Here is a 21,505-nt window from a genome sequence, read left to right as displayed (position 1 = left end):
GATTCGGTTGTCCGCTGCGTACGGATGGGAGCAAGGAGTAACCCCACCCACACCCATAGGCACGAGGATTCGGCATGAGGTCCCTGGAAAGGCATCGCGACGTCGGCGCGTACGCGCTCGGCGTGCTGGACGAGGCGGAGGCCTTCCGCTTCGAGGACCACCTCATGGAGTGCCCTCAGTGCGCGGCAAAGGTGACCGAATTCGGCCCCACGGCACGGCAGTTGATGCTGTACCGGCGGGCCACGCCGCGCTTCGTGCACCCCATGGCCCAGCCCGGTCCCCGATTGCTGGACCGGCTCCTGGGCGAACTCGCCCACCGGCACCGGGCCCGGCGCCGCCGCTTCCTGTACGGCCTGGCCGCCTCCGTGGTACTGGCCGTGGCCGGACCGGGGATCATGGTCTACGCCGGGCACGACGGGCCGTCCGCCCACGTCACCGCAGCGACCGACCCGGGCACAGGGGTGTGGGCGCAGGTCACCACCGAGGACGGGGAGAACGGCAGCGTGATGCGCCTGGAGGTGAAGGACGGCACCGGATCCCACTCCTGCCGGCTCGTCGTCGTCGGCCAGGACGGCTCGGAGCAGATCGTCTCCGGCTGGACCGCGGACGGCCATGACACCGCGACGACCACGACCATGGCGGGCTCCACGATGCACCCGGACCAGATCGCCCGCTACGAGGTGCGTACCGCGGACGGACAGCGGCTGGTGACGCTCGACGCCGGCTGAATTCTCGCGGCCCGGCTACTTCAGCAGCCGCGACATCCGGCGATCGGCCAGCGGCTTGCCGCCGGTCTGGCAGGTGGGGCAGTACTGGAGCGAGGAGTCGCTGAAGGAGACCTCGCGGATGGTGTCGCCGCAGACCGGGCAGGGTTCGCCGGTGCGGCCGTGGACACGCAGGCCGCTCTTCTTCTCCGCCTTCAGGCGTCCGGCGGCAAGGCCCCGGGAGCGTTCGACCGCCTCGGTGAGGGTGGTGCGCAGCGCCGCGTAGAGCCGCTCGGTCTCCTCGGCGGTCAGGGACGCGGCGAGTTTGAACGGGGACATCTTCGCGGCGTGCAGGATCTCGTCGCTGTAGGCGTTGCCGACGCCGGCGATCAGGCTCTGGTCGCGCAGGGCGCCCTTGATCCGGCGCCGCTCGTCCTTCAGCAGGGCGGCGAAACGGTTCTCGTCGAAGTCCGCGGCGAGCGGGTCGGGGCCCAGGCGGGCCACGCCGGGCACGTCCTGGGGGTCGTGGACGATGTACACGGCGAGCTTCTTCTGCGTGCCGGCCTCCGTGAGGTCGAAGCCCGCGCCGGTCTCCAGGGCCACGCGCAGGGCGAGCGGGCCCTTTCCGGGACGTGCCGGGCCGTCCGGAAGCCGGTCCTTCCACTGCAGCCAGCCCGCGCGGGCCAGGTGGGTGACGACGTGCAGGCCGTTGTCCCCCTCGATGTCGAGGAACTTCCCGTGCCGGCGCACGGCGGTGACCTCGCTGCCCTCGAACGCACCGACCGGAGGGTCGTACGTCTTCAGGACGCTGATCGCGACGGGGAGTACCCGTACGACCTCATGGCCGATCAGGTTCTCGGTGAGGAAGTCCTTGAGGGCTTCCACCTCGGGGAGTTCCGGCATACGTCCAGAGTGCCATCCGGGGCCCCTGTGGTCAGGTGCGCGGGGACGCCCGGAACTCGCACCACACGGCCTTGCCGCCGCCGCGCGCCTCCACCCCCCACACGTCGGCGAGCCTGTCGACGAGGAGCAGTCCGCGCCCGGAGACGCAGTCCTCCCCGGCATCGCGGCGGCGCGGCAGGGCGCTGGAGGAGTCCTCGACCTCGACCCGCAGCCTGCGGCAGCCGCCTTCGAGGACCCGCAGGGTGACGATCGCGGCGCCCTCGGTGTGCATCAGGGCGTTGGTGATGAGTTCGTCCGCGACCAGCTCGATCTCGTCCACCCGGTCGCGTGCACCCCAGGAGCGGACCGCGGCACGGATCATGTGCCGGGCATGGGTGAGGGCCTCGGGGTCGCCGGGGGCCACATGCTGCTGGAGCCGGCCGCGGGGCCGCGGGGCCTCCGGGGCGCGGCGACGCAGCAGGAGCAGCGCCACGTCGTCGTCACCGCCGCGCTCCTCGGCCGCCTCGATCAGCTGTGCGGCCAGGTCGCGCACCTCGTCCGGGCCCTTGGCGATCAGGGTGGCGAGGGCCCGCATCCCGTCGTCGAGGTCGGTGCCGGGCTGTTCGACCAGCCCGTCCGTGCACAGCAGCAGGGTGTGGCCGGGATCGAGTTCCAGGGTGGTGACGGGGTACTCCAGCCGGCCGAACTCGGCGGAGAGACCGAGCGGCAGCCCGCCCTCGACCGGGACCCGGACGCAGGTGCCGTCGGCGTGCCGGATCAGCGGGTCTATGTGCCCGGCGCGGACCACCTGGACGACCCCGGTGGACAGGTCGGCCTCCGCGTACAGGCAGGTGGCGAAGCGGTCGGTGTCGAGTTCGTGCAGGAACACGGAGGCGCGGGCCATCACGGTGGCCGGGGTGTGTCCCTCGGCGGCGTAGGCGCGCAGCACGATGCGCAGCTGGCCCATCACGGCCGCCGCGTGCGTGTCGTGGCCCTGTACGTCGCCGATCACCGCGCCGACCCGGCCGCCGGGCAGCGGGATCACGTCGTACCAGTCGCCGCCGATGTCCCGGCCGAGGGCGCCCCCGGCGGTGGCGGCGCGGTAGCGGACGGCGATGTCGGCGCCGCGGACGCTCGGGATGGTGCGCGGCAGCATCGCCTGCTGGAGGCCCTGGGCGAGGTCCTTCTCCTCCTCGTAGAGCATGGCCCGCTGCAGGCTCTGCGCGATGCTGCTGCCGAGGGCGACGAGCACGTTGCGCTCCTCCGGCGCGAAGCCGCGCCGGTCGCTGTAGAGCAGGCCCATGGCGCCGATCGGGCGGGCCTGGGCGATCAGCGGCAGATAGGCGGCGGAGGTGATGTGCAGGTCCGTGATGTGCGGCCACAGGATGGGGAAGCGTTCGGCGAAATCGTCCGGGGACTCGATGAAGCACGGGCTGAGGGTGCGCACGGCCTCGCTCATCGGGTAGGGCTCGTCGATCCGGGTGATGCGGGTGCCGGGTACGAAGCTGCCTTTGGGGCCCTCGGCCACCAGCCGGATCCGCCCGGCCTCCAGCAGGCCGAGGACGAGGCTGGTGGAGCCGAGGAGGGTCAGGCCGTGGGTGTCGGTGACGACGTCGATGACGTCCTGGACCGTGCGGGCGTGGGCGAGGGCGGCCGTGGCGATCTGGACGACGTTGGTCTGCTCGCGCCGGGCGGCGTCCTGGGCGGCCGCGTCCCGGCGGGCCTCGCTCTCGCTCAGCTCCTCGGTGGCGTCCCGGACGATCCCGATGATCCGGCGCGGGCGCCCCGTCTCGTCGCGCCGTATGTAGCCCTGGGTGTGGGCCCAGTGCAGGGTGCCGTCGCGGCGGCGGACGCGGAAGTACGCGCCGTAGTTCTCCCGGCCGTCCTTGATGGCCCGGGCCACGAGGGCGTCGAGGCGGTGGCCCTCCGCGCGGGGCACCCGTACGGTCAGACTCTCGGGTCGGCCGTCGTATTCGTCCGGGCGCAGGTCGAAAACCTCGTGCGCCTGGGCGTCCATGCTGAACAGACCGGTGTCCAGGTCCCAGTCGAAGCTGCCCATACGGTTGAGCGCCAGGATCGGATCCGGGTGGGCGGGCCAGTCCCCCGGGAGTGACAGGGCACTCGCTCCCCGATCAGCCATGGAGCCACCTTGTCAGTGTTTGTCCGATTTTTCGACTGGGGCGAGCGGCGGGCCGGGGTCAGCCACCGAAGGCGTCGACGGGGCCGTCGAACAGGGCGTCGCCCTCCAGCATGTCGATGCCGCCGACGTCGAGCAGGTCGAGGGCGTCGACATCGGCCGTGCCGTCGAGGAGGTCCGGCGGGTCGTCGGGGATCAGGCCGCCCCCGTCGGACAGGTCGGGGATCTCCGGGACGGTGGGCGGTCCGATCTCGTCGGCGATGTCCGGGAGCGTCGGCGGCCCGGGGACGAAGGGCTGTTGCGGGAGACAGCCGGCGAGCCCGCCCGCCGACAGGGCTGCACAGCCGGTGCCGGTCCGGCCCGCGGCGGACGGAGCGTCCCCGCTCAGCGCCGGGTCGCGCCCGTCCGGGGAGCCGTTCACCCGGGCGCCGTCCGGGCTGGGCTGCCCGGTGTTCGCGGGTCCGGTGACGGGCGGGGACGCGGTACCGGCAGGGGGCAGAGACGCGGTGCCGACGGGAGGCGCAGGCGCCGTACCGAACGGAGGCGGAGGCGCGATACCGGCAGGAGGCGGAAACGCGGTACCGGCAGGGGGCAGAGTCGCAGTGCCGACGGGAGGCGCAGGCGCCGTACCGAACGGAGGCGGAAACGCGGTACCGGCAGGAGGCGGAGACGCGATTCCGGCGGGGGGCGCAGGCGCCGTACCGTCAGGATGTGGGGACGCGGTGCCGGCAGGGGGCGGAGGCGCGGTACCGGTAGGGGGCGAGGTCGCCCAGACGGGCGCCGGGACGACTCGGTCGCGCCGGACGTCGTCACCGATCCGGCGTTCGATCCAGGTCTGGGTCGCCGCGTCGACGATCGTGATGCCGGTGACGGCCCGGGGCGCCGCGGTCACCACGATCACCTCGCCCGGCCGGTATCCGGACCAGGCGGCGCCTCGGGTGCCGAAGGAGCCGGGGACCGACTCGGGCGGTGTCAGCGGGTTGCCGCAGGCGCAGCGGACGCGGGGCACGCCCCGGTTGTCGACGAGGACGGCGGTGCCGGCCTGGAGGACGGACGGGAAGCGGGCCGCCTGCCGTTCCCGGTAGGCGTGGCTGGTGACGCTGGTGTCGACGCGGAGTACGACCGGGGTCAGGCCGCGCAGATAGCCGGGGAGCGACGCGCTGGAGACACCCGCGACCCGGGCGAAGGCGTCCCCCTTGGCCGGCTCGGCGGCCAGGCGGCCGATCTGCCGCTGGACGTCGCAGCCGGAGACGCGCGCGGTGCCGCCGTACAGACCGGGGGTCGCGCCGGAGAGGGTGCGCAGCGAAGGCGGGGGCGGTGGCGCTGGGGCCCGGCCGACGGACTGTCCCGACGGAGCCGACCGGGTGGCCGGCGCCGTGGTGCCCGTGGAGCCGGTGAAGGGGTCCGGGCCCGGGGCCGCCATGGGCAGCAGGACGACCTCCGGGTGGGGGTGGACCTCCCGCACCGTGTTGCCGACGCAGGCGGCGACGACGAGCACCGCCGAGAGCGCGCAGGCCATGACGATGGCTCCGGCGGGTATCCGTCGGGGTCTTCGCACCGCGTTCTCCCGCATCATCTCGGCGTTCGGTTCATCCGCTATTGTCTGCTTCGCCCGCCGGGATCACGCAAACGGAACAGCTCGATACGCACAGCGACGAGGTCTCTCCGGTGCCCAGGGGGCACATCGACACGGCGGCCACAATGGAGGCAGGAGCGCACAGCCGTGGACTGGTTCACCGCACCCGACTACTGGCTGAGCCGGCTGGTCTTCCAGCGGGCTCTGGCCGGTCTGTACCTCTTCGCGTTCCTGGTGGCCGTGCTGCAGTTCCGGGCCCTGCTCGGCGAGCGCGGCATGCTGCCGATCCCCCGCTTCACGGCGCGGGCGCCCTTCAGACGGACCCCCAGCCTGTTCCATCTGCACTACTCGGACCGCTTCTTCGCGGTCTGCGCCTGGACGGGCTGCGCGGTGTCGGCGGCCCTGCTCGCCGGAGCGGACTCACTGCTGCCGTTGTGGGCCGGCATCCTGCTGTGGCTGGTGCCGTGGGCTCTGTACCTGTCGATCGTCAACGTGGGACAGACCTGGTACGCCTTCGGCTGGGAGTCGCTGCTGCTCGAGGCCGGCTTCCTGGCCGCCTTCCTGGGAAACGACCAGGTCGCACCGCCCCTCGTGGTGCTGTTCCTGCTGCGCTGGATCCTGTTCCGGGTCGAGTTCGGCGCCGGGCTGATCAAGCTCCGGGGCGACGCGTGCTGGCGGAAGCTGACGTGCCTGTACTACCACCACGAGACCCAGCCGATGCCCGGCCCGCTGAGCTGGTTCTTCCATCATCTGCCGAAACCGCTGCACAGGGTGGAGGTCGCCGCGAACCACTTCACGCAACTGGTCGTGCCCGTCCTGCTGTTCACCCCGCAGCCGATCGCCTCGGCCGCCGCCGCGCTGATGATCGTCACCCAGCTGTGGCTGGTGCTGTCCGGCAACTTCTCCTGGCTGAACTGGATCACCATCGTGCTGGCCGTGTCCGCGCTCCGGCTGCCCACCACGGCACCGTCCGTGCCCGCGGCGCCGCTCTGGTACGAGGTCGTGGTGCTCGCTGTCGCCGCGCTGCTGGTCTGCCTGAGCTACCACCCGGTGCGGAACATGATCTCCCGGCGCCAGGTCATGAACCGCTCCTTCGACCCGCTGCACCTGGTGAACACCTACGGCGCGTTCGGCAGCGTCAGCCGGATCCGCTACGAGGTCGTGGTCGAGGGCACGCTGGACGACGTACCGCGGGAGGACTCGGACTGGCGGGAGTACGAGTTCAAGGGCAAGCCCGGCGATCCCCGGCACTGGCCACGCCAGTTCGCGCCCTACCATCTGCGCCTGGACTGGCTGATGTGGTTCGCCGCGCTGTCCCCCGGCTACGCCGGGGACTGGTTCGGCGGCCTGGTGGAGCGGCTGCTGGAGAACGACCGCGACACCCTGAAGCTGCTGCGCCGCTCCCCCTTCCCGCCGGACATCCCGCCCCGCTACGTCCGCGCCCGCCTCTTCCGCTACCGCTACACCACCTGGCGTGAGCTGCGGGAGACGGGGGCGTGCTGGGAGCGGACGTACGTGCGGGAGTACCTGCCGCCGACGCGGCTGGCGGTGGTGGCTCAGAGGTCGTAGACCCGCTGCGCGGTGCCCTCGTACAGGGCGGTGTGCTCTGCCGCGCCGAGGCCCGACGTCAGCTCCCTTGCGATGTCGTGCACTTGCTCATAGGCGGCCGAGAGCGTGCACACCGGCCAGTCGGAGCCGAACATCAGACGGTCGGGGCCGAAGGCTTCCAGGGCGGTGTCCGCGTACGGGCGCAGGTCGTCGGTCGTCCAGGAGCCGGGGGCGGCTTCGGTGACCAGGCCGGAGAGTTTGGCGACCGTGTTGGGGAGGGCGGCCAGGGCGCGCAGGGCCGTCGCCCAGGGTTCGCGTTCTCCCGAGGCGACGGGCGGCTTGCCCAGGTGGTCGAGGACGAAGGTGAGACCGGGAAGGTGCGCGGCCGCCTCGGTGCAGGCCGGGAGCTGGTGGGGCAGGACCACGAGGTCGTACACCAGGCCGGCATCGGCCACGGCGGCCAGGCCGCGCCGGACGTCGGCCCGCAGCAGCCATTCCGGGTCGGGCTCGCCCTGGACCTGGTGGCGGATGCCCTTCAGGAAGCGGCCGCCGGGGAGTGCACGCAGCCGGGCCAGTTCGTCGGCGACGTCGGGGCGGGTGAGGTCGGTCCAGCCGACCACGCCCGCAACGAGTTCGTGGCCGGCCGCCAGGGCCAGGAATTCGGGGGTCTCCTCGGGGACGGTGACCGTCTGGACGAGAAGGGTGCGGTCCACTCCGGCTGCCCGAGCCTCGGGTTCCAGGTCGGTGAGGGTGAAGTTCCGTCGCAATGGCTGGAGTTCGGGGCCGCTGATCCAGTCCTGGTCGCGGACCGACAGGTCCCATACGTGGTGGTGGGCGTCGACGGTCACGGCAGCTCCCAGACGACGGGCAGCCCGGCGTCCGCGCCGCCCTGCGTGTAGTCGTGCACGACGTCGAGCAGCTCGGCCATCCGGGCCTGCCAGGAGACGTTGACCGGCAGCTGTTCGAGTGCGGCGAGAAGGCGGCCGTAGTCCTCGCATTCGAGGAGGTGGAACAGGTCGGTGCCGCTGCGCCAGATGGTCCAGGACGTGACTCCGGCAGCGCGGATGGCGTCGGTGAGCTCCTTCGGGACCTCGCGGTGGGCCGCCTCGTAGTCGGCGATCCGGTCGGCACGGACCCTGGTGTGCAGGGCGACTCTCATGACGACTCCTCGGGGGGCAGCAGACCGGTGTCGCGCAGTTCCTGCCAGAAGGCGGCAGGGACGGGGACCCCGAACTGCTCGGCGCAGTCGTGCACTTCGGCTGCAGAGCGGGCTCCGGCCAGGACACTCGCGACGGCCGGGTGCGCGGCACAGAAGGCCAGGGCGGCGGCGCGCAGGGTGATGCCGTGCCGGCCGGCGACCGTCTTCAGACGCAGGGCGCGGTCGAGCAGATCCCTCGGCGCACGGGCGTAGTCGTACGTCGAGTCCGGCGTCGGGTCCGCCAGCAGACCCGAGTTGAAGGCTCCGCCGATGACGACCGCCACGCCCCGTGCGGCGGCCTCCGGCAGCAGCTCGGCCGCCGCGCTCCGGTCGAGCAGGGTGTACCGGCCGGCGCAGAGCACCACGTCCACGTCCGTGTCGCGGACGAACCGGGTGAGCATCCCGGCCTGGTTCATGCCCGCGCCGATCGCGCCGACGACGCCCTCCGAGCGGAGCTTCTCCAGGGCCGGGTAGCCCTCGCGGAAGGCCTGCTCGGCATGGTCGTCGGGGTCGTGGAGGTAGACGACGTCGACGCGGTCGAGGCCGAGCCGTTCCAGGCTCGCCTCCAGGGTGCGGCGCACGCCGTCGGCGCTGAAGTCCCAGACGCGGCGGAGGGCGGCGGGGACGGCGAAGCCGTTCGCCAGGTCGTCGCCGGTGCCGTCGGCGCCCTCCAGGCGGCGGCCGACCTTCGTGGAGACCGTGTAGGCGGCGCGGTCGTACTCCCGCAGGACCGCTCCCAGGCGCCGTTCGGACAGGCCGAGGCCGTAATGGGGTGCGGTGTCGAAGTAGCGGACGCCCCGCTGCCAGGCGGCCCGTACCGCGTCGTACGCCTGCTCGTCGTCCAGCGGGGTGTAGAGGTTGCCGATCCCCGCGGCGCCGAAGCCCAGCGGGCTGACCCCGACGCCGCTGCGGCCCAGCCGGTTCACCGGCCCGCCGGGCGCAGCCTCAGGCCCTGCATACCGCCGTCGACGGCGAGGGCGGTGCCGGTCGTCGCACCGGAGAGCGGGCTGGCCAGGTAGGCGATGGCGCCCGCCACCTCGGCCGCCGAGACGAGACGGCCGGTGGGCTGGCGGGCCTCCAGGGCGGCGCGCTCGGCGGCGGGGTCGGGGGCCGCGTCCAGCAGCCGGCCGACCCACGGGGTGTCCGCCGTACCGGGGTTGACGCAGTTGACGCGGATACCCTCGCGGACGTGGTCGGCCGCCATGGCCAGGGTCAGGGAGTACACGGCGCCCTTCGTCGCGCTGTACAGGGCGCGCTGCGGAAGGCCCGCGGTGGCGGCGATCGAGCAAGTGTTGACGATGGCCGCACGCCGGGAGCGGCGCAGGTACGGCAGGGCGGCGCGGGCGGCGCGGACCATGCCGAGGACGTTGACGTCGAAGACGTGCCGCCACTCCTCGTCGTCGTTGTCCTCGACGGTGCCCCGGGCGCCGATGCCGGCATTGTTGACCAGGACGTCGAGACCGCCGAGGGCCTCGGCGGCGGCGGCCACGGCCGTACGCACCGAGGTGTCGTCGCTGACGTCGGCCCGGTAGGCCAGGAGCGGCTTCTGCACCGAGGACGGGTCCAGGTCGAGCACGGCGACCTGGGCGCCGCGTCCGGCGAGGAGGTCGCCGGTGGCCCGGCCGATCCCGGAGGCGCCGCCGGTGACCAGGGCCCTGAGGCCCTCGAAGTCGCTCATGCCGCCTGTCCCTTCCGGGTGTCGGGGTCGGCGGCCCAGAAGGTGCCGCCGGGGAAGGTGTACCGCGCGATGGACTCCGGGCGCATGGCGGCCGAGAAGCCGGGCACGGTGGGGGCCGTGTAGTGGCCGTCGCGGATCACCACGGGGGTGAGGAAGTGCTCGTGGAGGTGGTCGACGTACTCGATGACCCGGTCCTCGGTGGTGCCGGAGACGGCCAGGTAGTCGAACATCGACAGGTGCTGGACGAGTTCGCACAGGCCGACCCCGCCGGCGTGCGGGCAGACGGGGACGCCGAACTTGGCGGCGAGCAGCAGGATCGCGAGGTTCTCGTTGACCCCGCCGACGCGGGCCGCGTCGATCTGCACGATGTCGAGTGCGCCCGCCTGGAGCATCTGCTTGAACACGATGCGGTTGTGGACGTGTTCGCCGGTGGCGACCTTGACCGGTGTCACCGCGCGGCGGATCGCCGCGTGGCCGAGGACGTCGTCGGGGCTGGTGGGCTCCTCGATCCAGTACGGGTCGAACTCGGCGAGGGCCTTGGTCCAGGTGATCGCCTCGTCCACGTTCCAGCGCTGGTTGGCGTCGACGGCGAGACGGACGTCCGGTCCGACGACGGCGCGGGCGACCCGGCAGCGTCGTACGTCGTCGTCCAGGTCGGCGCCCACCTTGAGCTTGATCTGCCGGAAGCCGTCGGCGACCGCCTGGGCGGCGAGCCGGGTGAGCTTCTCGTCGTCGTAGCCGAGCCAGCCCGGGGAGGTGGTGTAGGCGGGGAAGCCGCGCTCCAGCAGCCGGGCCCGGCGGTCCGCCGCTCCTTCCCTGCCGCGTCGGAGCAGGTCGAGGGCCTCCTCGGGGGTGAGCGCGTCGGTGATGTAGCGGAAGTCGATCTGGCGGACCAGCCACTGGGGTTCGGCGTCGGCGAGCAGCTGCCACAGCGGCTTGCCGGCCCGGCGGGCGGCGAGGTCCCAGACCGCGTTGACGACGGCCCCGATCGCCATGTGCATCACGCCCTTCTCGGGGCCGAGCCAGCGCAGCTGGCTGTCGGCGATCAGGTCCCGGAAGAGCGAGCCGGGGTCGGCGCAGACCTCCTCGACCGGGCGGCCGAGCACATGGTCCCGCAGCGCGTCGATCGCGGCGACCTGGACGTCGTTGCCCCGCCCGATGGTGAAGGTGAACCCGTGCCCCTCGTGCCCGTCGGCGGCGTCCGTGTGCAGGACGACGTAGGCCGCCGAGTAGTCGGGGTCCGGGTTCATCGCGTCGGAGCCGTCCAGCTCGCGCGAGGTGGGGAAACGGATGTCGTGGGTGTCGACCGCGGTGATGCGGGCGGGGGCCTGGGACACTGAAGTCCTTTCCGTCGGTGGGCGGTCGGGGACCGGGGTTCAGTCCTGGGCCCGGCCCGTCGTCACGCGGGCGATCATGAGGGCGACGAGGATGATCCCGCCGTAGATGGCCTGGATCCAGAACGACGGCACCTGCGCGAGGGTCAGCAGGTTCTGTACGACACCGAGCAGAAGGACGCCGGTGAGGGCGCCGAACATGGTGCCCTTGCCGCCGTCCAGGCTGATGCCGCCGATCACCGCTGCCGCGAACACGGTGAAGATCATGTTGTTGCCCTGGTTGGCGCTGATCGCGCCCACGTATCCGGTCTGCAGGAGGCCGCCCACGGAAGCGAGGACGCCGGCCACCATGAACACCCCGAGCATCACGCGTTCGACGCGGATGCCGGCCGCGCGGGCCGCGTCCGCGTTGCCGCCGATGGCGTACAGGGCGCGGCCGACGCGGTGGTAGCGCAGAACGAGACCGGTGACCGCGAAGGCGAGCGCCGCCAGCCACACGGACATGGGGACGCGCAGGAAGGTAGTGGTGGCGAGCGTGAAGAACGCGTCGGGCATCCCGAACAGCGTTCTGCCCTTGGTGGCGCCGACCAGCAGTCCACGCAGGACGATCAGCATCGCCAGGGTGACGATGAAGGCGTTGAGCTTGAACTTCACCACCAGGATGCCGTTGAAGGCGCCGATCACCGCGCCGACGGCGAGGATCGCGATCAGGGCGAGCGCGGTGGGCCACTCGGTGCCCCAGCCGGACTGGGCGGCGGGCAGGACGAGCAGGGCGCCCACCGCGGGCGCGATACCGACCACCGATTCGAGCGACAGGTCGAACTTCCCGGTGATCAGCACGAGCGACTCCGCGAGCACCACCATCGCCAGGGCCGCGGAGGCGCCGAGGATCGAGATGATGTTGCGCTCGGTGAGGAAGGAGTCGTTGACGAACGCACCCAGCACCATGAGCAGCAACAGGGCGGGAACCAGGGCGAGTTCGCGGGCCCGGCGGAGCAGGACGGCCTTGGCCGAGCGGGTGTCGGGGACCCGGACGGGCGTGAGCGGCGGGGCCTTGGTGTCAGCCATGGTCCACTCCTTCGATGGAGGCGATCAGCTCGTGGTCGTGCCAGCCCGCCGGGTGCTCGGCGACGATCCGGCCGTGGAAGAGGACGAGGACACGGTCGCAGCGCCGCAGGTCGTCGAGTTCGTCGGAGACGACCAGCACGGCGGTGCCGTCCTCGCGGGCGCTGTCCATACGGGCCAGCAGCGACTCCTTGGACTTCACGTCGACGCCCGCGGTGGGGTTGATCAGGACGAGCAGCCGCGGATCGGAGGCCAGGGCGCGGGCCATCACGACCTTCTGTGCGTTGCCGCCGGAGAGGTCGGAGACGGGCTGGTCGGGACCCTCGGCGTGGATGTCGAGGCGAGTGATCAGGTCGGCGGCGACGGCACGTCTGCGCCGGGTGCCGACGAACCCGTACCGGCCCAGGCGGCCGAGGACGCTGAGCGTGGCGTTGTCGCCGATGCTCATCCCGGTCACCAGGCCCTGTTCGTGCCGGTCGCGGGGTACGCAGCCGACACCGGCCCGCAGTGCTGCCTGGACGTTGCCGAACGGGAGGCGACTGCCGTCGAGCCGTGCCGTACCGCTCGTCGGGGTGCGCAGTCCGGCGAGTGACTCGGCCAGCTCGATCTTCCCGCTGCCGCTGGAGCCGGCGAGTCCGACGACCTCGCCGTGGCGGACGGTGAGGTCGATGTCCCGGTAGGACTCCGACGACAGCCCGCGCGCTTCCAGGGCGACCGGCGCGTCGTCGGCCACCGTGTCCCGCACGATCACCGCCTGCTCGGCGACGGTCTCCCCGGCCATGGCCTCCACCAGTGCCGTGTGGGGCAGTTCGGCGACCGGGGCCGTGGTGATCCAGCGGGCGTCGCGCAGCACGGTCACCGTCTGGCAGACCTCGTACACCTCCTGGAGGTGGTGCGAGATGAACAGGAAGGTCACCCCGGAGTCCTGGAGGGCGCGCATCCGGCCGAACAGTCGCTCGATCTCCCGGTTGTCGAGCTGGGCGGTCGGCTCGTCGAGGACGATGAACCGCGCACCGAAGCTCAACGCCCGGGCGATCTCCACCATTTGGCGGTCCTCGACCCGGAGGTCGGCGGTGCGGGCCTCGGGATCGACGTGCACGTCCCAGGTGGCGAGCAGCTCGGCGGCCTCACGCCTGAGCCGGCGCCAGCTGATGAACCCCCGCCGGAGCGGCTGCCGATTGATGAACAGGTTCTCGGCGACCGTCAGCTCCGGGACGACCGTGGGCTTCTGGTACACGCAGGCGACCCTGCGGCGCCAGGCGTCCCGGTCGGCGAGCGCGGGTGCGGGCTCGCCGTCGAAACGTACGGTGCCCTCGTCCGGGGCCTGGAGCCCGGTGAGCACGTTGACGAGCGTGGACTTGCCCGCGCCGTTACGGCCGACCAGTGCGTGGGACGCGCCGGGGTGGACGGTGAGCCGGCCGTCGGCGAGGGCGACCGTGGGGCCGTACCGCTTGACGATGCCCTCGGCTTCAACGAGAGGTGCGCTCATTTGACCGTGTTGCCCCAGAGCTTGGGGTCGTCGACGTTGTCCTTGGTGACCAGGGGCGCGGGCAGCTGGTCCTCGAGGATGCCGCTGGGCAGCTTCACGATGGTCGAACCGTGGTCGGTGGGACCGGGCTCGAACGTCTTCCCCGCCATCGCCGCCTTGATGTAGTACATGCCGTACTGGGCGTAGGCGTCGGCGGGCTGGGAGACGGTGGCGTCGATCTGGCCCTTGCGGATGGCGTCGAACTCCTGCGGGATACCGTCGTTGGAGACGATGGCGATGTGGCCCTTCTGCCCCGCCGTCTTCAGCATGTTCTTCGCCTTCAGGGTCTGCAGCGTAGGCGCGAGGTAGACGCCACCGGCCTGCATGTAGATGCCCTTGATGTCGGGGTTGGCGTTGAGCAGCGTGTCGAGCTTGGCCGCCGCGGTGTCGGACTCCCATTTCGCCGGGATCTCCAGCACCTTGAGCTTCGGGTACTTCTTCTTCGCACAGGCCCGGAAGGCCTCGGAGCGGTCGCGGCCGTTGACCGAGGCGAGGTCGCCCATGATCTGCACGACCTTGCCGCTGGTGACGTGCTGACCGAGGTAGTCGCAGGCCTTCTCGCCGTACGCGACGTTGTCGGCGCGCACCACCATGGCGACCTTGCCCTTGTCGGGTGCGACGTCCACGGCGACGACCGGCACGCCCTTGCGTTCGGCCTGGTCGAGTCCGGCCTGGATGGCGGCGCTGTCCAGGGGGGCGACCACCAGTCCCTTCACACCCTGGTTGAGTTCGTTGTTGATGTCGGTGATCTGCTGCGAGGGGTCGCTGTTGGAGTTGACCGTCTTCAGCGCGTCGACACCCTCGGACGTGGCCATCTTGGGCACATAGTCGTTGTACGACTGCCAGAACGGCGAGGTCAGCAGGGGCAGGATCACCCCGACCTTGCCGGAGCCGCCTCCGCCTCCGGCGCCGGTCGCGCCGGTGTCCTTGGTGCTGCCGCATGCGGTGAGCAGCAGCGAGGCGCAGGCGGCCAGGGCCGCCACGCCGGTGATCCGTGACCTGTTCTGCTTCCTCGCTGTTCTGGCGGGCATCTCGCGGCTCCTCGTCGAGCGTGTTCGAGCAGATGCCTGGATACTTATCAGACCACTCCGGCGCCGGAACACCCTCCGACGCCATATTTTCCGCTCTCCGACGCATAGTGGTCGGACCACTCCCCTGGTTAGACTGCGAGGCACCCAGCGACGGGAGGACGGGCGTGGACGAGGCAGCCCCGCAGAAGGGCACGGTGACCCAGCGCGCCATCGAGCGGATCAAGGCGTTGATCGCCGAGGGGGCGCTGGAGCCGGGTCAGCGTCTGCCCACCGAGCGGGATCTCGCGGCCCAGCTGGGCATCTCCCGCAGCTCGATGCGTGAGGCGATTCGCGCGCTGACGGTCCTGGGCGTCCTGGAGGCCCGGCACGGTTCCGGCATCTACGTCACCGCGCTGGAGGCCGGCGACCTGCTGGAGACCTTCGGCGTGGTCGCCGACCTGTCCCGGGGACCGCGGCTGGTGGAACTCCTGGAGGTGCGCCGGATCCTGGAGTCCACGGCGACCGCGCTCGCCGCGGCCCGCATCACCGACGACCAGCTCGCCGAAGTGGAAAGGCACCTGACGGCGATGAACGCCACCGACGATCCCGAGGAGATCCTCGCCCACGACCTCGCCTTCCACCGCGAGATCGCTGCGGCCGCGGGCAACGAGACGATGGCCGCCATCCTGGAGGGCCTGTCCTCCCGCACCTTCCGGGCCCGCGTCTGGCGCGGCTACCAGGAGGAGGGCGCCTTCACCCGCACCCGCCGCGAACACGCCGCCATCCACCGCGCCCTGTCGGCCCGCGACCCGGAGGCGGCCCGGGCCGCGGCGGCCGCACACGTGGGCGAGGTGGAGGAGTGGCTGCGGGCTCAACTGGGCGGCTAGAGCCTGTCCGGCCATTCCCGTCGTCCGCCCGCAGGGCGGGCCCCGCGGCGTCCGGTGCGTGCGATCTCCCCACCCTGGTCGTCACCGGGCCGGAGAAGCAGGGCCGGCCGGTGTTTGCGGTCACCGGGCGGGTGCGGGTCAGGCGACCCAGCCGGTGGTGATGCCGAGGACCGCGGAGCCGTCCAGGTCGGTGAGCTTGGTGCCCACGAAGCCGCGGGCCCAGTCGGAGGTCTGGAGGCGGAAGGCGGGCTCGTCCGCGGTCAGCGCCTCGATCACCGACTCGGCCGCGCCCTCGGCGGTCTGCGCGCCGTCGAGGAACTGCGCGACCGTGCGGTTCACGTAGGCGTTCAGCTGGGGCGCGTACACCCCGGCACCGGCGACCGCCTCTTCCAGGTCGACGCCGACGTTGGCGACGAACTCGGTGGCCACGGCGCCGGGCTCGATCACCGAGACGGACACGCCGTGCGCCGCGGCCACGGGGGCCAGACTCTCCATGTATCCCTCGACGGCGAACTTGGCCGCGCAGTAGGCCTCGTTGAAGGGCTGTCCGATGACCCCGCCGACGCTGGTCACGGTGATCAGACGGCCTCCGGAGGCACGCAGGTGGGGCAGGGCCGCCTTCGAGACGTTGAGCACGCCGAAGAAGTTGACCTCCATGACCTTGCGGACCTCGGCCACGGACTCGTTCTCCAGGGTGCCGAGATGTCCGGCGCCCGCGTTGTTGACGACGGCGTCCAGGCGTCCGTGGTCGGCGAGCACGCCGTCGATCGCAGACGTGATCGAGGCCTCGTCGGTGACGTCGAGCCGGCGGATGTCGAGCTCCACGCCCGCCTCGGCGGCGGCCTGGCGCAGGGCGTCGGAGCGACTGGGGTCACGCAGTGTGGCGACCGTCGTCCAGCCGGCACGGGCGGCGGAGACGGCTGCGGCGAGGCCGATGCCGGAGGAGGTGCCGGTGATGAGGACGACCTTGGGGGACCGGGAAGACATGAGGGGGCCTTTCGTGGCACGGGGATGTCACACATTTTGGTGCGTGTACACACACCATACTGCATCTGCGTGTGTGTACACGCAACCGCTAAACTGGGGACATGCCGAAGAAGAAGCTCACACAGACGGAGATGCCGGTGGCCGACCACGCCTTCTACGGGCTGGTCTGGGCCGGGACCGTCCTGACGGACCGCCTGGACCGTGCCCTGAGCAAGGCGCACGACCTTCCGGTCTCCTGGTTCGAGGTGCTGCTCTGGCTGGCTTCCAGTCCCGACCCCGTTCCGGCCTCGGTCCTGGGCAACAGCACCATGCTCAGCCGCAGCCAGGTCTCACGCGTCGTCGACTCCCTCCAGAGTCGCGGCCTGGTCACCCGCACCCCCTCGCCCCACGACGCCCGCTCCGTCGAGGTCTCGCTCACCCCCGAGGGCCACCAGCTCTTCGAGGCGGCCGACGCCACCCGCCGCGACTGCCTCGCCCCCGTCTTCACCGACCTGCTCGACCAGGACGACCTGCAAGCGCTCAGCACGGTGTGGCAGAAGCTGAAGGCCGACAAGGACGCGTAGGGCCGACGGACGGCACTACGCGGTTCGCCCGCCCAGGACCACTCCCGCCCGGGTGAGGAGTTCGACGGTCTCGGGATGAGGGCCGGCGAGTGCCCAGTCCAGCGGGGAGCGGCCGGTCCCCCGGTCTTCCCGGAGGTTCGGATCGGCACCGTGCACCAACAGTTCGCGCACCGTTTCGGTGTGCCCCCAGCATGCGGCCGCGCACAACGGCGTCCCCTCGGAGCCGACTCCACTGCTCTCGGTGTCGGGGGAGGCTCCGGCCGCCAGGAGCAGGCGGACGATCTCGGCTTCTCCGTTCACGGATGCCAGGTAGAGGGGGGTGGTGCCCTCGCTGTCACCTTGCTCCGGGTCGACCCCCGACCGCAAGAGCGTCTTCACGCGGGCGGTGTCACCCACCAGGGCTGCTGCGAACAGGTGCCGGGAGAGCTTCTTGCGTCGCCGCTGGTTCATGTGGGGAGAGGTTAGCGATCGGCTCAGCCGGGTGACCAGGACGTAGCCGCACCGTCCCCCGGCCGGCCACCGCCACCCCGGCGATCGTCAGCAGGCCCCCCAACACCTCCACCGGCCGTGGGCGTTCGCCGAGCCAGACGTAGGCGACGGCCGGCGTGGCGGCGGGGACCAGGTTGAGGGCCGCGGTGGCAGCCGTGACCGTGCGGCGGGCCACGGCGTAGCCCCGGACGACGAAGCCGGCGGCGGAGGGCAGGGCGCCCAGGTGGACGGCGGCCAGGAGGGGGCCGGTCGGGGCGTGCAGGGCTGCCCGGAGTGCGGTGGGGGCGAGCGGGAGCAGCAGTACCGTGCCGGCCCACATCGCGTAGGCGGCGACCTCCAGGCCGGTGTACGTGCGCAGCAGCGGCTTGATGCCCAGGTGGTAGGCGGCCTGGGCGCAGGCGGCGGCCACGACCGCCGGGGCGACCGAAGCGACAGCGAGGCGCAGGAAGGACAGCTCGGCGGCGCCGTAACCGCGCAGGGCCACGCGGATCGCGGGGAACGCGGACGCCCACGGCAGCACGGCGGCGGCCAGGGCGAGGAGTGTCCTGTCGGGCTTCACGCCTTCGACTCTGCTCCGCACCGCCTGCCACGAGACGGCCCAACGGGCCTGCGGGGCCGCCGGGTTCGTGCCCCGTCCGGTCGCGGTCGCCGGCGACTTCGCCGTGCTGTGCGCGCTGGCGGCCCGCCGCGCCGGTGTCGCGCTGGTCCCCCGGCTCGCCCTGCCCGACCCCGGCACGCCGGGCCTGAGCGTGCATCCCCTGCCGGTGCCGGTACGGCGCAGCGTGCACGCCGTCCACCGGACCGGGACGGGCGGGCACCCGGGCACCCGGGCACCCGCCACTTCCTCGACCGCCTCGCCGCACTGGCACCTGACAGCGGGTGACGGGCTCAGGCCCGCCGCAACCGCAGCGTCATCAGCTCGAACGGCCGCAGCCGTACGGTGATCCGCTCGCCGTCCCGCACCGGCGGCTCGCCGTCGCCGCCCGGCCGCTCCAGCAGGTCCGTCACGGTGACGTCGCCGACGGCGAAGCCTGCCGTGAGGGTCGCCCGGGTCCGGCCGCCGTGGGCCTCGTGGAAGCGGACCACCACGTCACCGCTGCCGTCGTCGGCGAGCTTCACGGCCGTGACGACGACCGCCTCGTTGTCGACCGTCACCAGCGGGGCGACCTCACCGGCACCGGTCGTGCTGCGCTCGGGCAGGTTGATCCGCCAGCCCTCGCGGACCGCGTCGGCGATCCGGGCGCCGGGGACCAGCGCGTGCCGGAAGCGGTGGACGCCCTGGTCGGTCTCGGGGTCGGGGAAGCGCGGGGCGCGCAGCAGGGACACCCGGACCGTGGTGGTCGTACCGCGATCGCCGTCGGTGCGGACCGTGCGGGTCACGTCGTGGCCGTAGGTGGAGTCGTTGACGACGGCGACGCCCCAGCCGGGTTCCGCCAGGTGCACGAAGCGGTGGTTGCAGGCCTCGAACTTGGCGGCCTCCCAGGAGGTGTTGGTGTGCGTGGGCCGGTGGAAGTGCCCGAACTGGGTTTCCGAGGCGTACCGTTCGGCGTGCAGGTCCAGCGGGAAGGCCAGCTTCAGGAACTTCTCCGTCTCGTGCCAGTCCACCTCGGTGTCGAGCACCAGGCGCCGCTCCCCCGGCGGCAGCGTCAGCACCTGGGTGACCCGGGAGGCACCGAAGGACCGTACGATCCGCACCGAGGCACCGTCCTCACCGGCCGTCACCGCGTCGGCGTCCGTGAGGTCGGTGACCGTGTTCCGGTAGAACTCGTCCACGTCCCAGGCGTCCCACATGTTCGGGAAGTCGGGGTGGAGCTGGAGGAGGTTCGCGGCGGCGCCCGGGGCGATCGTCTCGCGGTCGGCCCGGAGGTCGTGGGCGGAGACGACCAGGCCCCGGGCGTCGATCTCGATCCGCAGCAGACCGTTGTCCAGGACGTGCGCGCCGTCCGGGCGTGCGGTGAGCGTGGTCGCGCCCTCCGTCCGCGGCGTCGCCGCCCCTCCCGCCGGGACGCCGGCACGGGGGTGCGGGGCGGCGTTGAAGGCGAGGGGTGTCTCCCCTTCACCGGCCAGGGCCCGCTGGGCGGCCTCGATGATCCCGGTCAGCTCCGCGGCGATCCGTTCGTACGTCGCCCGCGCCTCCCGGTGCACCCAGGCGATGGACGAGCCGGGCAGGATGTCGTGGAACTGGTGCAGCAGGACCGTCTTCCAGATCCGGTCCAACTCTTCGTGAGGATAGGGGAATCCGGTGCGTACGGCCGCGGTGGCCGCCCACAGTTCGGCCTCGTGCAGCAGGTGTTCGCTGCGGCGGTTGCCCTGCTTGGTCTTGGCCTGGCTGGTGAGGGTGGCGCGGTGCAGCTCCAGGTACAGCTCGCCGACCCAGACCGGCGGTTCGGGGTAGTCGGCCTCGGCCTTCTCGAAGAACGCCCGGGGTGTCTCCCAGACGACCGTCGCCGAGCCTTCGAGGTCGCGCAGCCGGGCCGCCCTGGCGACCATCTCCCGGGTCGTGCCGCCACCTCCGTCGCCCCAGCCGCTGGGCGCGAGGGAGTGCCGGGCCCTGCCCTTGTCCTTGAAGTTCCGGGCCGCGTGGGCGATCTCGCTGCCCTTCATCGAGCAGTTGTAGGTGTCGACGGGCGGGAAGTGCGTGAAGATCCGGGTGCCGTCGATGCCCTCCCACCGGAAGGTGTGGTGCGGGAAGCTGTTCGTCTGCGACCACGAGATCTTCTGCGTCAGCAGCCACTTGGAGCCGGCCGCCCTGATGATCTGCGGCAGCCCGGCGGCGAAGCCGAAGGTGTCGGGCAGCCACGCCTCCTCGTTCTCGATGCCGAACTCGTCCAGGAAGAACCGTTTACCATGGACGAACTGACGGGCCATCGCCTCCGACCCCGGCATGTTGGTGTCCGACTCCACCCACATCCCGCCGGCCGGCACGAACCGCCCCTCGGCCACCGCCTTCTTCACCCGCGCCCACACCTCGGGCCGGTGCTCCTTCACCCAGGCCCACTGCTGCGCCTGCGACATGGCGAAGACGAACTCCGGTTCGTCCTCGACGAGCGCGGTCATGTTGGACGTCGTACGGGCCACCTTGCGCACGGTCTCGCGCAGCGGCCAGAGCCAGGCCGAGTCGATGTGCGCGTGCCCGACGGCGCTGATCCGGTGCGCGGACGGCACGGCCGGGGCAGCCAGCACGCCGGTGAGCTGTGCACGGGCCCGGTCCGCCGTGCCGCCCACGTCCTGGAGGTCGACCAGGTCGAGGGCCCGGTCGACGGCGCGCACGATGTCCCAGCGGCGCGCGGAGTCCACCGGCAGCTCGGCCATCAGCTCGCCCAGCACCTCCAGGTCCAGCACCAGTTGCCACACCGACTCGTCGAACACGGCCAGGTCCATGCGGGTGAGCGTGTACTGCGGCTCGTGCCCGGCGGTGTCCTTGTCGCCGAGCAGGGTGGGCCGGAAGGGGTGGTAGTCGAGGATGACGGGGTTGGAGGCGGCCTCGATGTGCAGGCGCACCTCCTCCCCTCCCTCGACGGGCGCGCCGATGCGCACCCACTGGTTGCGCGGGTTGAGCCCCTTCACCGGGGTGCCGTCGGGCCGGTACACCAGGCCCTCGCACTGGAAACCGGGCATGTTCTCGTCGAAGCCCAGGTCGAGCAGGGCCTCCACGGTCCGGCCCGCCCAGGCCCGGGGCACGGTCCCGGTCACGCGGAACCAGCTGGTGCCCCAGGGGGCACCCCACCGGGCGCCCACCTCGATCGGCGCGGGCTCGGCCGCCAGTCCCTCCGCGACCGGCACCGGCTCCCCCGGCGCGTGCCAGACCGCGACCCGCAGCGGCACGGACTCGGGGTACACGGCGGGACGGATGCGTTCGTCGAGGACGCGCCTGAGGCGGGCTTCGACCAGCTTGCGGTCGTCATGCATGCGGGGTGCT

The 21,505-nt window shown here is 72.1% G+C and carries 20 protein-coding genes; 5 read left to right on the top strand and 15 right to left on the bottom strand.

Annotated elements, in window-relative coordinates; genetic code table 11:
* Window positions 1–74: 74 nt before the first annotated feature.
* Window positions 75–728 (top strand): zf-HC2 domain-containing protein, encoded by a 654-nt coding sequence (locus ABZ471_RS21580; protein WP_359068390.1) that lies wholly within the window; start codon window positions 75–77, stop codon window positions 726–728.
* A gap of 15 nt (window positions 729–743) precedes the next feature.
* On the opposite strand, the gene ABZ471_RS21575 is transcribed toward ABZ471_RS21580, so the two are convergent.
* From ABZ471_RS21575 to ABZ471_RS21565, 3 genes are read right to left on the bottom strand one after another with little or no spacing between them, the layout of a single operon-like run.
* Window positions 744–1,607 (bottom strand): DNA-formamidopyrimidine glycosylase family protein, encoded by an 864-nt coding sequence (locus tag ABZ471_RS21575; RefSeq protein WP_359068389.1) that lies wholly within the window; start codon window positions 1,605–1,607, stop codon window positions 744–746.
* A gap of 31 nt (window positions 1,608–1,638) precedes the next feature.
* Entirely contained in the window at window positions 1,639–3,726 is a 2,088-nt protein-coding gene (locus ABZ471_RS21570; protein WP_359068388.1) for a SpoIIE family protein phosphatase, read from the bottom strand.
* A gap of 58 nt (window positions 3,727–3,784) precedes the next feature.
* Entirely contained in the window at window positions 3,785–5,281 is a 1,497-nt protein-coding gene (locus ABZ471_RS21565) for a DUF6777 domain-containing protein (protein WP_359068387.1), read from the bottom strand.
* Window positions 5,282–5,446: 165 nt separating this feature from the next.
* On the opposite strand from ABZ471_RS21565, the gene ABZ471_RS21560 reads away from it, so the two are divergent.
* Window positions 5,447–6,868, top strand: a complete 1,422-nt coding sequence (locus ABZ471_RS21560) for a lipase maturation factor family protein (RefSeq protein ID WP_359068386.1) — start codon at window positions 5,447–5,449, stop codon at window positions 6,866–6,868.
* On the opposite strand, the gene ABZ471_RS21555 is transcribed toward ABZ471_RS21560, so the two are convergent.
* From ABZ471_RS21555 to ABZ471_RS21520, 8 genes are read right to left on the bottom strand one after another with little or no spacing between them, the layout of a single operon-like run.
* Window positions 6,856–7,695, bottom strand: a complete 840-nt coding sequence (locus tag ABZ471_RS21555) for an amidohydrolase family protein (protein ID WP_359068385.1) — start codon at window positions 7,693–7,695, stop codon at window positions 6,856–6,858. The two genes, ABZ471_RS21560 and ABZ471_RS21555, sit on opposite strands and share 13 nt — an antisense overlap.
* Window positions 7,692–8,006, bottom strand: coding sequence for an L-rhamnose mutarotase (locus tag ABZ471_RS21550; protein ID WP_359068384.1), 315 nt, complete (start codon window positions 8,004–8,006; stop codon window positions 7,692–7,694). The genes ABZ471_RS21555 and ABZ471_RS21550 overlap by 4 nt, the downstream gene beginning before the upstream one ends.
* On the bottom strand, window positions 8,003–8,971 hold the full coding sequence (locus ABZ471_RS21545) for an aldo/keto reductase (protein WP_359068383.1): 969 nt from the start codon (window positions 8,969–8,971) through the stop codon (window positions 8,003–8,005). Before ABZ471_RS21545 ends, ABZ471_RS21550 begins: the two co-directional genes overlap by 4 nt.
* Window positions 8,968–9,723 (bottom strand): SDR family oxidoreductase, encoded by a 756-nt coding sequence (locus tag ABZ471_RS21540; protein ID WP_359068382.1) that lies wholly within the window; start codon window positions 9,721–9,723, stop codon window positions 8,968–8,970. Before ABZ471_RS21540 ends, ABZ471_RS21545 begins: the two co-directional genes overlap by 4 nt.
* Window positions 9,720–11,060: an L-fuconate dehydratase gene (locus ABZ471_RS21535; protein WP_359068381.1), complete on the bottom strand. Its 1,341-nt coding sequence runs from the start codon at window positions 11,058–11,060 to the stop codon at window positions 9,720–9,722. Before ABZ471_RS21535 ends, ABZ471_RS21540 begins: the two co-directional genes overlap by 4 nt.
* Window positions 11,061–11,099: 39 nt before the next feature.
* A complete protein-coding gene (locus ABZ471_RS21530) occupies window positions 11,100–12,125 on the bottom strand; it encodes an ABC transporter permease (RefSeq protein WP_359068380.1) in 1,026 nt (341 codons plus the stop codon).
* Complete coding sequence (locus ABZ471_RS21525) at window positions 12,118–13,611, bottom strand: sugar ABC transporter ATP-binding protein (protein ID WP_359068379.1); 1,494 nt, start codon at window positions 13,609–13,611, stop codon at window positions 12,118–12,120. Before ABZ471_RS21525 ends, ABZ471_RS21530 begins: the two co-directional genes overlap by 8 nt.
* Window positions 13,608–14,681 (bottom strand): sugar ABC transporter substrate-binding protein, encoded by a 1,074-nt coding sequence (locus ABZ471_RS21520; protein ID WP_359068378.1) that lies wholly within the window; start codon window positions 14,679–14,681, stop codon window positions 13,608–13,610. Before ABZ471_RS21520 ends, ABZ471_RS21525 begins: the two co-directional genes overlap by 4 nt.
* Before the next feature lie 164 nt (window positions 14,682–14,845).
* Between ABZ471_RS21520 and ABZ471_RS21515 the strand changes: the two genes are divergently transcribed.
* On the top strand, window positions 14,846–15,547 hold the full coding sequence (locus ABZ471_RS21515; protein ID WP_359068377.1) for a FadR/GntR family transcriptional regulator: 702 nt from the start codon (window positions 14,846–14,848) through the stop codon (window positions 15,545–15,547).
* Window positions 15,548–15,685: 138 nt separating this feature from the next.
* Here ABZ471_RS21515 and ABZ471_RS21510 read toward each other — a convergent pair whose 3' ends face one another.
* Window positions 15,686–16,534 carry an SDR family oxidoreductase gene (locus ABZ471_RS21510; protein ID WP_359068376.1) on the bottom strand — a complete coding sequence of 283 codons (849 nt, stop codon included), beginning with the start codon at window positions 16,532–16,534 and terminating at the stop codon, window positions 15,686–15,688.
* 101 nt (window positions 16,535–16,635) lie between these two features.
* On the opposite strand from ABZ471_RS21510, the gene ABZ471_RS21505 reads away from it, so the two are divergent.
* Complete coding sequence (locus ABZ471_RS21505; protein ID WP_359068375.1) at window positions 16,636–17,097, top strand: MarR family winged helix-turn-helix transcriptional regulator; 462 nt, start codon at window positions 16,636–16,638, stop codon at window positions 17,095–17,097.
* Window positions 17,098–17,112: 15 nt separating this feature from the next.
* On the opposite strand, the gene ABZ471_RS21500 is transcribed toward ABZ471_RS21505, so the two are convergent.
* Both ABZ471_RS21500 and ABZ471_RS21495 read right to left on the bottom strand, forming a co-directional pair.
* A complete protein-coding gene (locus tag ABZ471_RS21500; protein ID WP_359068374.1) occupies window positions 17,113–17,547 on the bottom strand; it encodes an ankyrin repeat domain-containing protein in 435 nt (144 codons plus the stop codon).
* On the bottom strand, window positions 17,486–18,145 hold the full coding sequence (locus ABZ471_RS21495) for a DMT family transporter (RefSeq protein WP_359068373.1): 660 nt from the start codon (window positions 18,143–18,145) through the stop codon (window positions 17,486–17,488). The genes ABZ471_RS21500 and ABZ471_RS21495 overlap by 62 nt, the downstream gene beginning before the upstream one ends.
* On the opposite strand from ABZ471_RS21495, the gene ABZ471_RS21490 reads away from it, so the two are divergent.
* A complete protein-coding gene (locus tag ABZ471_RS21490) occupies window positions 18,075–18,530 on the top strand; it encodes a LysR substrate-binding domain-containing protein (protein ID WP_359068404.1) in 456 nt (151 codons plus the stop codon). The two genes, ABZ471_RS21495 and ABZ471_RS21490, sit on opposite strands and share 71 nt — an antisense overlap.
* On the opposite strand, the gene ABZ471_RS21485 is transcribed toward ABZ471_RS21490, so the two are convergent.
* Window positions 18,475–21,495 carry a glycoside hydrolase family 38 C-terminal domain-containing protein gene (locus tag ABZ471_RS21485; protein ID WP_359068372.1) on the bottom strand — a complete coding sequence of 1,007 codons (3,021 nt, stop codon included), beginning with the start codon at window positions 21,493–21,495 and terminating at the stop codon, window positions 18,475–18,477. The two genes, ABZ471_RS21490 and ABZ471_RS21485, sit on opposite strands and share 56 nt — an antisense overlap.
* Window positions 21,496–21,505 lie beyond the last annotated feature (10 nt).

The organism is Streptomyces sp. NPDC005728 (assembly GCF_040630895.1).
In the GTDB taxonomy this organism is placed as follows: Bacteria; Actinomycetota; Actinomycetes; order Streptomycetales; family Streptomycetaceae; genus Streptomyces.
Note: the sequence above shows the minus strand (reverse complement) of the source record. Positions and strands in the feature narration are given on the sequence as shown.

What these genes read in the sequence shown, in the direction of transcription:
- ABZ471_RS21580 (WP_359068390.1), top strand. Translation starts at nt 75, where the DNA reads ATGAGGTCCCTGGAAAGGCATCGCGACGTCGGCGCGTACGCGCTCGGC.
- ABZ471_RS21575 (WP_359068389.1), bottom strand. Translation starts at nt 1,607, where the DNA reads ATGCCGGAACTCCCCGAGGTGGAAGCCCTCAAGGACTTCCTCACCGAG.
- ABZ471_RS21570 (WP_359068388.1), bottom strand. Translation starts at nt 3,726, where the DNA reads ATGGCTGATCGGGGAGCGAGTGCCCTGTCACTCCCGGGGGACTGGCCC.
- ABZ471_RS21550 (WP_359068384.1), bottom strand. Translation starts at nt 8,006, where the DNA reads ATGAGAGTCGCCCTGCACACCAGGGTCCGTGCCGACCGGATCGCCGAC.
- ABZ471_RS21540 (WP_359068382.1), bottom strand. Translation starts at nt 9,723, where the DNA reads ATGAGCGACTTCGAGGGCCTCAGGGCCCTGGTCACCGGCGGCGCCTCC.
- ABZ471_RS21530 (WP_359068380.1), bottom strand. Translation starts at nt 12,125, where the DNA reads ATGGCTGACACCAAGGCCCCGCCGCTCACGCCCGTCCGGGTCCCCGAC.
- ABZ471_RS21525 (WP_359068379.1), bottom strand. Translation starts at nt 13,611, where the DNA reads ATGAGCGCACCTCTCGTTGAAGCCGAGGGCATCGTCAAGCGGTACGGC.
- ABZ471_RS21520 (WP_359068378.1), bottom strand. Translation starts at nt 14,681, where the DNA reads ATGCCCGCCAGAACAGCGAGGAAGCAGAACAGGTCACGGATCACCGGC.
- ABZ471_RS21510 (WP_359068376.1), bottom strand. Translation starts at nt 16,534, where the DNA reads ATGTCTTCCCGGTCCCCCAAGGTCGTCCTCATCACCGGCACCTCCTCC.
- ABZ471_RS21505 (WP_359068375.1), top strand. Translation starts at nt 16,636, where the DNA reads ATGCCGAAGAAGAAGCTCACACAGACGGAGATGCCGGTGGCCGACCAC.
- ABZ471_RS21500 (WP_359068374.1), bottom strand. Translation starts at nt 17,547, where the DNA reads ATGAACCAGCGGCGACGCAAGAAGCTCTCCCGGCACCTGTTCGCAGCA.
- ABZ471_RS21485 (WP_359068372.1), bottom strand. Translation starts at nt 21,495, where the DNA reads ATGCATGACGACCGCAAGCTGGTCGAAGCCCGCCTCAGGCGCGTCCTC.